We start from the raw sequence: 14,775 nt of genomic DNA, 5'->3' as shown, positions 1-14,775 counted from the left end.
GGTGGTGCTTACGTGCCGTTGGATCCGGATCATCCGGCTGAGCGCACTCACTATGTGCTCGATACCGCGCGGCCGGTCTGCGTACTGACCACTGCGCGTGACGAGTTCGACGCGGGGAAGACGCCTGCCGTCGAGATTGATCGCCTGACGCTGTCGGAGTACTCCGATGCGCCGGTGACCGATGCGGATCGCCTTGCGCCGCTGCGCCCATCGAACACCGCCTATGTCATCTTCACCTCCGGTTCCACCGGTCGGCCGAAGGGCGTCGCGGTCAGTCACGGCGCGATCGTCAACCGCTTGGTGTGGATGCAGGCCGAGTACAACCTGCAACGCAACGATGTGGTGTTGCAGAAGACCCCCGCGACCTTCGACGTGTCGGTGTGGGAGTTCTTCTGGCCCTTGCAGATCGGTGCGCGCCTGGTCGTCGCGAAGCCGGACGGCCACCGCGATCCCGGCTACCTGATCCAGGTGATCACCGAGCAAGAGGTCACCACCGCGCACTTCGTGCCGTCCATGCTCTCGGTGTTCGTCGCCGAGCAGCGCGCGGACGAATGCACCAGCCTGGTCAACGTTTTCGCCTCCGGTGAGGCGCTGCCTGCGGCCACCGCGCAGCGGATGCAGGAACTGACCGGCGCGCGCCTGCACAACCTGTACGGCCCGACCGAGGCCGCCGTCGACGTCACCTTCCACGAGGTGGACGAGGCCGACGCGGTGTCCGTGCCGATCGGCGCCCCGGTGTTCAACACCCAGGTGTACGTGCTGGATTCGCGCCTGCACCCGGTGCCGGTGGGCGTCGCGGGTGAGCTGTACCTCGCGGGTGTGCAGTTGGCCCGCGGCTATGTCGCGCGCCCGGAGCTGACCTCGGATCGGTTCGTGGCCAACCCGTTCGGCGCCGGCGGCGAGCGCATGTACCGCACCGGTGACCTGGTCACCTGGACCTCGCGTGGCGAGCTGGAATACCTGGGCCGCACCGACTTCCAGGTGAAGCTGCGTGGCCTGCGGATCGAGCTCGGCGAGATCGAATCCGCGCTCACCACACTGGATTCCATCGCGCAGGCGGTCGTGGTGGTGCGCTCGGACGACCGGCTCGGCGACCAGCTCGTCGGCTATGTGGTGCCCACCGCGGGGCAGGCGATCGACCTCGACGGCGTGCGCGCCGAACTCGGTGGCGAGCTGCCCGCGTACATGGTGCCGTCGGCGTTCGTGGTGCTCGACCAGTTCCCGCTCAACGCCTCCGGCAAGCTCGACCGCAAGGCGCTGCCCGCGCCGGTGTTCGAGGCCAAGGTGTTCCGCGCGCCGTCTACCCCGATCGAGGAGATCGTCGCGGGCACCTTCGGCGACGTGCTCGGCGTCGCCCGGGTCGGCCTGGACGACGACTTCTTCGAACTCGGCGGCAACTCGCTGCTGGCCACCCAGGTGACCGCGCGGCTCGGCGCCGCGCTGGACACCCGCCTGGCGGTCCGCGACCTGTTCGAGGCGTCGACGGTGGCCGCGCTGGCCACCCAGGTCGAGCGCAACGCCGGATCCGGCAGGCAGCGGCCGAAGCTGGAGACGGGGGAGCGCCCCGCGCGGATCCCGCTGTCGCCGGCCCAGCAGCGCTACTGGTTCCTCAACCAGTTCGACACGGCCACTTCGGCGGTCGACAACATCCCGCTCGCCGTGCGGCTGTCCGGCGCGCTGGATGTCGCGGCGCTGGAACAGGCGATCGGCGACGTGTTCGCCCGGCACGAGGTGCTGCGCACCACCTACCCGCGCTCCGCCGAGGGACCGCACCAGGTGATCCGCCCCGCGGCTCAGTCCGCGGCCGCGCTCACCCCGGTCGACGTCACCGAGGCCGATCTGCTCAACGCGGTGATCGCGTTCGCGCTGACCACCTTCGACGTCACCGTCGAGGTGCCCCTCGCGGTGGCGCTGTTCCGGATCGCGCCGGACGAGCACGTGCTGGCGTTCACCGTGCACCACGTGGCGGCCGACGGCTCCTCGATGGGCCCGCTGGCCCGCGACGTGATGGCCGCCTACGTGGCCCGCGTGCAAGGCGATGTGCCGCAGTGGCTTCCGCTGTCGGTGCAGTACGCCGACTACGCGCTCTGGCAGCGCGCGGTGCTCGGCTCCGAAGAGGACCCGGAATCCCTGGCCGCCCAGCAGGTCGCCTACTGGCAGAGCGCGCTGGCCGAGCTGCCGGATCAGCTCGAGCTGCCCGCTGACCGGCCGCGCCCGCCGGCGCAGTCGTTCCACGGCAAGGCGATTCGCTTCGAGATCTCCCCGGAGCGGCACGCCCGCCTGCACGAACTGGCGCGCGCGAACAACGCGTCGCTGTTCATGGTGGTGCACGCGGCGCTGGCCGTGCTGCTCTCCCGGCTGTCCGGCACCGACGACATCGCGGTCGGCACCCCGATCGCGGGTCGCGGCGAGCGTGAACTCGACGACCTGATCGGTATGTTCGTCAACACCTTGGTCTTCCGGACCAGGGTGGCGCCGGGCGACCGGTTCGCCGATCTGCTCGCCGACGTCAAGGAACGCGACCTGGAGGCGTTCGCCAACGCCGACGTGCCGTTCGAGCGCCTCGTCGAGGTGCTCAACCCGGTCCGCTCCACCGCGCGCAATCCGCTGTTCCAGGTGGGTCTTTCGTTCCAGAACCTGGCCGAGACCACCTTCGAACTGCCGGGCCTGTCGGTGAGCGCGGTCAACTTCGACTCGCAGCTGGCCAAGACGGACCTGCACGTCACGCTGTACGACCGCTACGCCGAGGACGGCACGCCGGCCGAGATCATCACCGAATTCGGTTACGCCATCGACCTGTTCGACGAGGACACGGTCCAGGGCTTCGCGGACCGCTTCGTGCGCGTGCTCGACGCCGTGGTCGCCGATGCCACGCTGCCGGTGGGCGAGATCGACCTGCTGGCCGCCGACGAGCACACCCGCATACTCGGCACCTGGAACGACACCGCGCACCCGGTCGACCCGGCCGCGACGCTGGTGTCGCTGCTGGATGCCTCGGTTGCCGGTACTCCGGACGCGGTCGCGCTCGTCGCCGACGAGCCGACCGGTCAGCAAGAGCTGACCTACGCCGAGCTGGACACCAGGGTGAACCGCCTGGCCCGCTACCTGATTCAGCGTGGCGTCGGCCCGGAGGACCGGGTGGCGCTGGCCATCCGCCGGTCCACCGATCTCGTGGTCGCCATGTACGCGGTCGCGAAATCCGGTGCGGCGTATGTGCCCATCGATCCGGATCAGCCGGCCGAGCGGACCGACTACATCCTGGAGACCGCGGCACCGGTCTGCGTGCTGACCACCGGCCGGGACGGATTCCGTACCGCGGCAACCGAAACGGTGCAGATCGACGCGCTCGACCTGACCGTGCTCGCGTCGAGCCCGGTGACCGCGACCGAACGGCGCGGCACGCTGACCCCGGCGAACACCGCGTACGTGATCTTCACCTCCGGGTCGACCGGCCAGCCGAAGGGCGTCGCGGTCCCGCACGCCGCGATCGCCAACCAATTGCAGTGGGAGATCGCGAACTTCGGCCTGGGCGCGGACGACGCGATCCTGCTGAAGACCGCGGCCACGTTCGACCTCTCGGTGTGGGAGTTCTGGACCGCCGCCGCATCGGGTGGGCGCCTGGTGATCTCGGCCGCCGACGGCCATCGCGATCCGGCCTACCTCAACGAGCTGATGCGTTCGACCGGCGTCACCACGCTGCACGTGGTGCCGTCGATGCTGGACTCGCTGCTCACCGAATCCGCAGGCCGCCTGACGCCTTCGCTGCGCCGGGTGCTGGCCATCGGCGAGGCGCTGCCCGCCGCGACCGCGCAGCGGTTCCGCCGCGACAACGCCGCCGAGCTGTTCAACCTGTACGGCCCGACCGAGGCCGCGGTGTCCATCACCAGCCACCTGGTCACCGACGCCGACGAGCTGTCGGTGTCGATCGGCGCGCCGGAATGGAACAGCCGCGTCTACGTGCTCGACGCCAGGTTGCGGCCGGTCCCGGTCGGGGTCTCCGGCGAGTTGTACCTGGCCGGCGCGCAATTGGCGCGCGGCTACTTCGGCAAGGCCGAGCTGACCGCCGACCGGTTCGTCGCCGATCCGTTCGGCGCGGCGGGCGAGCGCATGTACCGCACTGGCGACCTGGTGGCCTGGAACGCCGCCGGGGAACTGGATTACCGCGGCCGCACCGACTTCCAGGTGAAGATCCGCGGCTTCCGCATCGAGCTCGGCGAGATCGAGGCCGCGCTGCTGCGGCAGCCGGCGATCACCGCGGCGGCCGTGCTCGCGCACACCGATCCGAGCATCGGCGACCGCCTGGTGGCCTACGTGGTGCCGCGGGCGGGGCAGCTGGACAAGCGCGGATTGCAGGCCGCGCTCGCCGCGGAGCTGCCGTCCTACATGGTGCCGTCGGTGCTCGTGCAGCTGGACGCGCTGCCGCTCAACGCGAACGGCAAGCTGGACCGTAAGGCGTTGCCGCAGCCCACCTTCGAGAAGGCGGTGTTCCGCGCGCCGGTCACGCCGATCGAGCAGATCGTCGCGAACACCTTCGCCGACGTGCTGCGCCTCGCCGATCGCGAAGGGGCGGAATCGAAGCGCCTCGGCCTCGACGACGACTTCTTCGCCTGGGGCGGTAACTCGCTGCTGGCCACGCAGGTCGCGGCCCGCCTCGGCGAGGCGCTGAACACGCGGGTGCCGGTCCGGTTGATGTTCGAGGCGTCGACCGTCGCCGCGCTGGCGGTGCGGGTCGAGCAGCACGCCGACGCGGGTGGCCGCAAGGCGCTCACGGCCGGCCCACGGCCGGAACACATTCCGCTCTCGCTCGCGCAGCAGCGGATGTGGTTCCTCAACCGGTTCGACACCCAGTCGGCGGCCTACAACGTGCCGATCGCGGTGCGGCTCACCGGCGCCCTCGACGTGGCCGCGCTGCGTGCCGCGATCGCGGACCTGGTCAGCAGGCACGAGATCCTGCGCACCATCTACCCGCAGACGGACAGCGGTCCGGTGCAGGTGATCCTGCCGCCGGCCCAGGCCGTGCCGCGGCTGGAGGTGCGCGTGGTCGCGCCGGCGCAGATCGAATCCGCCGTGGTGGCCCTGACCTCGACGATGTTCGACGTCACCACCGAGGTGCCGATGAAGGTCGCGCTGTTCCAGATCGCCGGGGAAGCAACCGAATCCGCGACGCCGGACGTCGAATACGTGCTGGCCATGGTCGTGCACCACATCTCCGGCGACGGCTCGTCGGTCGGCCCGCTGACCCGCGACCTGATGATCGCCTACGCCGCGCGTTCGGCCGGCGAGGCGCCGAACTGGGCGCCGCTCGAGGTGCAGTACGCGGACTACAGCATCTGGCAGCGTGAGCTGCTCGGCAGCGAGGACGATCAGGAGTCGCTGGCGTCCAAGCAGGTCGCCTACTGGCGCGACGCGCTGGCGGAGCTGCCGGATCAGCTGGATCTGCCGTCGGATCGCCCGCGGCCCGCGGTGCAGTCCTTCGCCGGCGGCAAGGTCGAGCTGCGCATCGACGCGCAGACGCATCAGGCGCTGATCGAGCTGGCCCGCACCGAGGGCGCGACGCTGTTCATGGTCGTGCACACCGCGCTCGCGGTGCTGCTGGCCCGGCTGTCGGGCACCGACGACATCGCCATCGGCACGCCGATGGCGGGTCGTGGCGAGGCCGTGCTGGACGACCTGATCGGCATGTTCGTCAACACGCTGGTGTTCCGCACCAGGATCGATGCCGGCGAGGCGTTCACCGAACTGCTTGCGCGGCAACGCGAGACCGACATCCAGGCGTTCGCCAACGCGGACGTGCCGTTCGAGCGCCTCGTCGAGGTACTCAACCCGGTGCGCTCCACCGCGCGGCATCCGCTGTTCCAGGTGGGTCTTTCGTTCCAGAACCTGGCCCAGGCCGGGCTGGAACTGCCGGGCCTCACCGTGGCCGGGCTCGATATCGACACGGCGCTGTCGCAGTTCGATCTGCACCTGATCGCGACCGACCGCTACAGCGAGGCCGGCGAGCCCGAGGGCATCACCGGGTTCTTCACCTACGCCACCGACATGTTCGAGCGGGACACGGTGCAGGGCTTCGTCGATCGGTTCGCGCGCCTGATCGGGGAGATCATCGCCGCGCCGCGCACCGCGGTCGGCGACATCGAACTGCTCGCGGATGCGGAGCGCACGCAGCTGGTCACCGGCCGCAATGCGACCGACAACGCGGTGGATTCGGCGGCGACGCTGGTTTCGCTGCTCGACGCCTCGGTGGCGGCCGGGCCGAAGGAAGTCGCGCTGGTCACCGAGGACGGCGCGTCGATCACCTACGGCGATCTCGATGCCAGGGTGAATCGTCTTGCGCGGCACCTGATCTCGATCGGAGTCGGGCCGGAGTCGCGGGTCGCCTTGGCGTTCCGTCGCTCGGTCGACCTGGTCGTGGCGATGTACGCGGTGGCGAAGTCCGGTGGCGCGTATGTGCCGGTGGATCCGGCGCAGGCCGCCGAGCGGACGAGCTACATCCTCGAGACTGCGGCACCGGTGTGTGTGCTGACCAACGCCGATGCCGAGTTCGATACCGATATCGCGCCTTTGGTGCGGATCGATGAGCTGGATCTGGCCGAGGTGGACAAGGCGGTTGTCACCGATGCCGATCGGGTCGCGCCGTTGCGTCCGGAGAACACGGCTTATGTGATCTTCACGTCGGGTTCGACGGGTCGGCCCAAGGGTGTTGCGGTGTCGCATGCGGCGATCGCGAATCAGTTGCAGTGGAAGATGACCGAGTTCGGTCTCGATGCGGCGGATGCGATTCTGTTGAAGACCGCTGCGACGTTCGATCTTTCGGTGTGGGAGTTCTGGTCTGCGGCGGTGTGTGGTGGCCGGTTGGTCATCGCCGCGCCCGACGGGCATCAGGATCCCGCGTACCTCAACGAGTTGATGGCTCGCGAGTGGGTCACCACGCTGCATGTGGTGCCGTCGATGCTCGACGCACTCACGGCCGGCGATTTCCCGAACTCGCTGTGGCGGGTGCTGGCGATCGGTGAGGCGCTGCCGGGTGCGCTGGCGCAGCGGTTCGTGCGTGAGCACTCGCGGACCGAGCTGTTCAACCTGTACGGCCCGACCGAGGCCGCCGTCTCGATCACCAGTCATCGGGTGACCAGGGCGGACGAGACCTCGGTGTCCATCGGCCTGCCGGAGTGGAACAGCCAGGTCTACGTGCTGGATTCGCGCCTGCGGCCGGTGCCCGCCGGTGTCGCCGGTGAGCTGTACCTGGCCGGTGCGCAGCTGGCTCGTGGCTACTTCGGTCGGGCGGATCTGACCTCGGATCGGTTCGTGGCCAACCCGTTCCAGACCGGTGCGCGGATGTACCGCACCGGTGACCTGGTGGCGTGGAACGCCTCCGGTGAGCTGGAGTACCGGGGCCGCACCGACTTCCAGGTGAAGATCCGTGGTTTCCGCATCGAACTGGGCGAGATCGAGGCCGCGCTGCTGGCCATGCCGGAGATCGCGCAGACCGCGGTGGTGGCCAAGTCCGATCCGAAGACCGGCGATCGTCTGGTCGCGTACCTGGTGGCGTCGAATGGCGATGTCGATGTCGCACAGGTGAAGTCGGCGCTCATCGCCGGCCTGCCGTCGTACATGGTGCCCGCGGCGTTCGTCGTGCTGGATGCGTTGCCGTTGAACGTGAACGGCAAGCTGGATCGAAAGGCGTTGCCGGAGCCGGAGTTCGAGGCGCAGGCGTTCCGTGCGCCGTCGACTCCGATCGAGGAGATCGTGGCCTCGGTGTACGCCGAGGTGCTCGGTGTCGATCAGGTCGGTGCGGACGACGACTTCTTCGGCCTCGGCGGCAACTCGCTGCTGGCCACGCAGGTCGCCGCCCGGATCGGCGCGGCGCTCGACGCGCGGGTGCCGGTGCGCGCCCTGTTCGAGGCGTCCACCGTTTCCGGCCTGGCCGTGAAGGTCGAACAGCACGCCGGTGCCGGCGGCCGGCGCGCCCTGGTGGCGGGCCCGCGCCCGGACCAGGTTCCGCTGTCGCTCGCGCAGCAGCGCATGTGGTTCCTCAACCAGTTCGATGTGGCCTCGGCCGTCAACAACATCCCGGTCGCCGTGCGGCTGACCGGCGACCTCGATGTCGCCGCGCTGCAAGACGCCGTCGCGGATGTCATCGCCCGGCACGAGACGCTGCGCACGGTGTACCCGGAGCAGGGGCGCGCGGCCAGTCAGGTGATCCTGACCGCCGAGCAGTCGGTGCCGGACCTGACGCCGGAAAACGTTGCCGTCGAAGACATTCAGCAGCGGATCGTGGACGTGATCGCCGCCGGGTTCGACGTGACCGCGGAAATTCCGTTGCGGGCCAAGCTGTTCCGGATCAGCGACGGCGAGTACGTGCTGGTGTTCGTGGTGCATCACATCAGCGCGGACGGCTGGTCGATGGGCCCGCTGACCCGCGACGTGATGCTCGCCTACGCGGCTCGCTCGAACGGTGTGCCGCCGGGCTGGGCGCCGCTGCCGGTGCAGTACGCGGACTTCAGCCTCTGGCAGCGCGACGTGCTCGGCTCCGAGGCCGATCCGGCCAGCCTGATCTCCCAGCAGGCCGAGTACTGGCGGGCCGCGCTGGCCGGGCTGCCGGACGAGCTGAACCTGCCCGCCGACCGGACCAGGCCGACGACCCAGTCGTTCGCCGGCGGCCGCGTGGTGTTCCCGATCGACGGCGAGCTGCACCGCAGGCTCACCGAGATCGCGCGGGAACAGAACGCGACCATGTTCATGCTGGTGCACGCCGCGCTCGCGCTGTTCCTGGCGCGCATGTCCGGCACCGACGACATCGCCATCGGCACGCCGATCGCGGGTCGTGGCGAGGCCGAACTCGACGACGTGATCGGCATGTTCGTCAACACGCTGGTGCTGCGCTCGCACGTCGAGGGCGACCTCACCTTCGGCGAGCTGCTGGCCCGGACCAAGGACGCGGATCTGCAGGCGTTCGCGCATGCCGACCTGCCGTTCGAGCGGCTGGTGGAACTGCTCAACCCGGAGCGCTCGACCGCGCGGCACCCGCTGTTCCAGGTGGCGCTGTCGTTCGAGAACCTGCCGGAGACGAGCTTCGAGCTGCCCGGATTGCACGTCAGCGCGGTCGATTTCGACGTCGACACGGCGAAGTTCGATCTGTCGCTGACGATTCGGGAAGCTCCCGCCGCCGACGGCGCGGGCATGTACGCCGAGTTCTCCTTCGCCCGTGACCTGTTCGACGACGCCACGGTCGAGGTGTTCGCGCAGCGGTTCACCCGCCTGCTCGACGCCATCGTGACCGAACGCGACCTGCCGATCGGTGACCTGCCGCTGCTCGACGCGGACGAGTACGAGCTGCTCACGCACGTGCACGGCGAAGACGTGATGGCCACCGGGCTGCTGCCGGATCTGTTGCAGCGCGGCGCCAAGCTGAACCCGGAGCAGATCGCGGTTCGCTACCAGGGCCGCTCGATCACCTATCGCGAGCTCGACGAGTACTCCTCGCGGCTGGCGCGGGTACTGATCGAGCGCGGTGTCGGTCCGGAACGCATTGTGGCGCTGTCCTTCCCGCGTTCCTACGAGATGGTCGCGGCGTTCTGGGCGGTGGCGAAGGCGGGCGGCGCGCACGTGCCGGTCGACCCGACCTACCCCGAAGACCGCATGCGGCACATGATCAACGACTCCGGCGCGGTCATCGGCATCACCGCGACCGAGCATGTGGATCGCCTGCCGCGCGACGTCGAATGGCTGCGCCTGGACGATCCGGCGCTGGGTGAGTTGATCGAGGCCAAGTCGCCGGACTCGGTGACGGACGCGGACCGGATCTCGTCGCTGGCCATGCGGCATCCGGTGTACGTCATCTACACGTCGGGTTCGACGGGTATGCCCAAGGGCGTCACCGTGACCCACGCGGGCATGGGTGGCCTGGTCGGGGTCGCCACCGACCTGTACCAGCTCGAGGCGCACCACCGGTTCCTGCACATCTGCTCGCCGAGCTTCGACCCGTCGGTGCTCGAATGGCTGTGCGCCGCGTACACCGGCGCGACGCTGGTGATCGTGCCGTCGACCATCATCGGTGGCCCGGACCTGGCCGAGCTGCTGCGCACGGAGCGGGTGACGCACACGATCATCACGCCCGCGGTGCTCGGCACGGTGGATCCGGCCGGCATGGAGGCGCTCGAAGTGGCCTCCGTCGGTGGCGATGTCACCACGCCGGAGCTGCTGGCCAAGTGGTACCCGGGCCGCAAGTACTTCAACGCCTACGGTCCGACCGAGACGACGATCATCTCGTCCTACGCGAGCCTGACCCCGGGACGGCACGTCACCATCGGCCTGCCGGTGCGCGGCATGTCGGCGCTGGTGCTGGACAACCGGCTCAACCCGGTGCCGCCGGGCGTCGCGGGCGAGCTGTACCTCGCCGGTGGCGCGGTGGCGCGGGGCTACCACAACCGCCCCGACCTCACCTCGGAGCGATTCGTCGCCAACCCGTGGAGCAACGAGGGCGCGCGGATGTATCGCACCGGTGACGTGGTGCGCTGGTTCGCCGAACCGGGCGAGCGCGCGGGCAACGCCGCGGTGCCCGAGGTGCGCTGGGAGCTGGACTACGTCGGGCGCTCGGACTTCCAGGTGAAGATCCGCGGCTTCCGCATCGAGCTCGGCGAGATCGACACCGTGCTCGCGGCCCATCCGGACGTCGAGTTCGCGATCACGCTCGGCAAACAGACCGCGGCGGGCGCCACGATCCTGGTGTCCTATGTGCTCGCGGTGCCCGGCCACGAGATCGACACGGTCAAGCTCGGCGAGCACGCCTCGCGGAGCCTGCCGCCGCACATGGTGCCGTCGGCGATCATGGTGCTGGACGAGATCCCGCTGACCCCGGTCGGCAAGCTCGATCGCAAGGCGCTGCCCGAGCCGGTGCTCGCGCCGCGCGAGTTCCGGGCGCCGGCCAGCGAGGTCGAGGCGGTCATCGCCGAGGTGTTCGCCGAGGTGCTCGGGGTCGAGCAGATCGGCCTGGACGACTCGTTCTTCGCGCTCGGCGGCGACAGCATCCTGTCCATCCAGCTGGTGTCGCGGGCCAAGGCGCGCGGCGTGGTGTTCTCCCCGCGCGACGTGTTCGAGCGGCGCAGCGTGGCCTCGCTGGCCGAGGTCGCCTCGCTTGGCGCGGGTACCGAACAGATCAAGCTGGAGGAACTGCCGGGCGGCGGGGTCGGCGAGATTCCGCTGACGCCGATCATGACGCAGATCCTCGCGAGCGGCTCGTCCTACGAACGCTTCTCGCAGACGATGGCGCTGCGCCTGCCGGACGGGATCGACCGGGCGACGCTCGTCGGGACCATCGCGGCGGTCTTCGACCACCACGATGTGCTGCGGACTCGGTTGCGCCGCAACGACGATCAGTGGGCGTTCGAGGCGCTGGCGACCGGTGCGGTCGACGTGGATGCCCTGGTGCATCGGGTCGAGCTGGCCGCCGACGTCGACGACGCGGAGCTGAAGCGGGTCGGCAGCGCGGCGTTCGACGCCGCGCTCGGCCGGTTGGATCCGGCGAATGCCGTGATGGCGCAGTTCATCTGGTTCGCGTTCGAGGGTGAGCGGCGCGATGTGCTGCTCATCGTCGCGCATCACTTCGTGGTCGACGGTGTGTCCTGGCGGATCCTGATTCCGGACTTCGCGGTCGCGTGGTCGCAGCTGGCCGCCGGTCAGCACGTTGCGTTGCCCGCCAACGGAACGTCGATGCGGCGCTGGGCGCACAGCCTGGTCGAGGCGGCCACCTCGGCCGAGCGGGTCGCGGAACTGCCGTTCTGGCAGCAGGTCTCGACCACGCCGGATCCGCTGCTCGGCGCGCGTCCGTTCGATCCGGCGGTGGACACCTTCGCCACGGTCGAGCGGGTCGAGGTCACGCTGCCCGCCGAGGTCACCGACGCGGTGCTCACCGCGATCCCCGGCCTCTACCGCGGCGGGGTGAACGACGGGCTGCTGTCCGCGCTGGCCATGGCGGTCGCGCGCTGGCGCGGCACGGGTTCGGCGGCATTGGTGAAGCTCGAGGGCCATGGTCGTGAAGAGGAAGTCGTTCCGGGCGCGGATCTTTCGCGCACGGTCGGCTGGTTCACCACGGCCTACCCGGTCCGGCTGGATCTGGGCGGCGCCGATCTGTCCGACGCGTTCGCCGGTGGCGCCGCGCTCGGCGAGATCGTGAAGTCGATCAAGGAGCAGCTGCTCGCGGTGCCGGACAAGGGTCTCGGTTACGGCCTGCTGCGGCACCTGAACTCGGCGACCGGTCAGCGACTCGGCGCCGCGGGGCAGATCAGCTTCAACTACCTGGGTCGCATGTCGGCCGGGGAGATCCCCGAGCAGCTCGCCGAGATCGGCTGGGTGCCGGTGTCGGACCTCGGTCAGCTCGACGGCGACATGGATCTGGACATGCCCGCCAACGCGACGATCGACATCAACGCGATCGTCACCGACGGTGCGGACGGTCCGGAGCTGGGCGCGGCGTTCGCGTTCCCGACCGGGCTGCTGACCAAGGAGCAGGTGCAGGAGTTCGCCGACCACTGGGTCGCCGCCCTCACCGCGCTGGCCACGCACGCGCAGCGGCCGGACGCCGGTGGCTTCACGCCGTCGGACATGTCGCTGGTGCGGGTCGAGCAGACCGATATCGAGCTGTGGGAACGGAGCTACCCGGCGCTGGCCGAGGTGTGGCCGCTCTCGCCGCTGCAGTCGGGTCTGCTGTTCCACGCGATGATGACGCAGGCGACGGTCGACGTGTACACCATGCAGGCTGTGGTCGATCTCGGCGGCACGCTGGATGTCGAGCGGTTGCGTTCGGCGGCGCAGGGCATCATCGATCGCTACCCGAACCTGCGGACCGCGTTCGTCACCGACTCCGACGGGCAGGCCGTGCAGGTCGTGCTCGATCGGATCGAGGCGCCGTGGCGCGAGGTGGATCTCACCGCGCTGGCCGCGGACGAGCGGACCGCGGAACTGCGCAGGCAGGTCGCGGCCGATCAGGCGACGCACTTCGACATGGCGACGCCGCCGTTGCTGCGGTTCACCCTGTTCCGTACCGACGAGAGCCAGTGGCACCTGGCCATCACCACCCATCACATCCTGTTGGATGGTTGGTCGATGCCGCTGCTCATGCGGGATCTGCTGGTGCTGTACGCGGTGCGCGGCGATCAGACCGCGCTGCCGCGGGTGGCCTCGTACCGCAACTTCCTCGGCTGGCTGGCCGGGCGGGACCGCGAGGCCTCGCTGCGCGCTTGGGCGACCGCGCTCGACGGGGTCAGCGAGCCGACTCAGCTCGCGCCGCAACCGCGTTCGGCCGAGCAGTACGAGATCGGCAAGCTGGTCACCGAGCTCGACACCGACCGCACGCGCCAACTCACCAAGCACGCCGCCGAATTGGGCGTCACGGTGAACACGCTGGTGCAGGCGGCCTGGGGCATCCTGCTCGGCAGGCTCACCGGGCGTGGCGATGTCGTGTTCGGCGCCACCGTGTCCGGGCGGCCGGCCGAACTGCCGGGCGTGGAGTCGATGGTCGGCCTGTTCATCAATACGCTGCCGGTGCGGTTGCGCATCGATGATCGCCAGACCATCGGCAAGCTGCTGGAGCGGTTGCAGCACGATCAGGCCGATCTGCTCGAGCACCACTACGTGGGGCTCACCGACATCCAGCGGGTGGCGGGCACCGGATCGCTGTTCGACACGCTGCTGGTGTTCGAGTCGTATCCGATGGACAAGGAGGCCATTTCGGCCGCCAGCTCCATCGACGGCATGTCGGTGACCGGTGTGGGTGTCAACGACGCCACGCACTACCCGCTGACGCTGCTGGTGACCGCCGAGGCGACCATCGAGCTGACGCTCAAGTACCTGGGCAGCCGGTTCTCCGCGGACGAGGTGGAGATCATGTCCGCGCGGTTGATCCGGGTGCTGGAGGCGCTGCTCGGCGATCCGGACGGCCTGGTCGGCGACATCGACATCCTCGATGCCGGTGAGCGGGCCCGCCTGCTCGTCGAATCCGGCATCACGGCAAGCACTTCCGCGCCGGAACCGGCCGGCCGAGTCGGCGCGCACACGGTCGCCAAGGTGCTCGCCGAGGTGGTCGAGGAGGATCCGGAGGCGCCCGCGCTGCTCGCCGACGGCGACGAAATCGCTTACCACGTCCTGGATCGACGCTCCTCGCAGCTGGCGCGGGTGCTCATCGATCGGGGTGCGGGGCCGGGCGACATCGTCGCGCTGGCGCTGCCGCGTTCGCTGGACGCGGTGGTCGCGGCCTGGGCGGTGCAGAAGGCCGGTGCGGCACTGTTGTTCGCCGGTGATCTCGCCGTCGACGACCTGGTCGCTGCCGGAGCCACCTTCGGCATCGGTTCGAAGTCGGTGCCGGACAGCCCGATTCGCTGGCTCGTCCCGGCCGACATGCAGGCCGACCTGGTCGCGGCGCCGTCGCACCCGGTCTCCTACGCGGACCGGGTCCGCCCGCTCGGCGAGGACCACCCGGCCTTCGTCGTCCCGACCGGCGACGGTGTCCTGGCGATCACCCAGACCGAGGCGCTGGCCCGGGCCGAGCACGTCCGCGAGGAGTACGGCATCGACTACGAGTCGACCACGTACACCACCGCCCCCTCCGGGCGCGCCGCCATGCTCGAGTTCCTGGCCTCCGCCACCGCCGGCGCCCTCTCGGTCCTCCCGACCGGCGAGGTCGCCACCGACCTCACCGACGGCGAGGTCACCCACTGGTTCGTCACCCCGAACGAGGCGACGGACGCGGCGGATGCCGAGATCAAGATCGTGATCGCGGAGTAG

The 14,775-nt window shown here is 69.8% G+C and carries 1 protein-coding gene (only partly in view); it reads left to right on the top strand.

Annotated elements, in window-relative coordinates:
- Window positions 1-14,775, top strand: partial view of a non-ribosomal peptide synthase/polyketide synthase gene (locus AB0M22_RS09885; protein WP_364723158.1) — the 3' end only. The gene continues 28,806 nt to the left of window position 1, outside the view; only the last 14,775 of its 43,581 coding nucleotides appear in the window; its start codon lies off the left edge, out of view; it ends in the stop codon at window positions 14,773-14,775.

Origin of the sequence: Nocardia sp. NPDC051756 (assembly GCF_040681495.1) — a bacterium.
Taxonomy (GTDB): domain Bacteria; phylum Actinomycetota; class Actinomycetes; order Mycobacteriales; family Mycobacteriaceae; genus Nocardia.
Note: the sequence above shows the minus strand (reverse complement) of the source record. Positions and strands in the feature narration are given on the sequence as shown.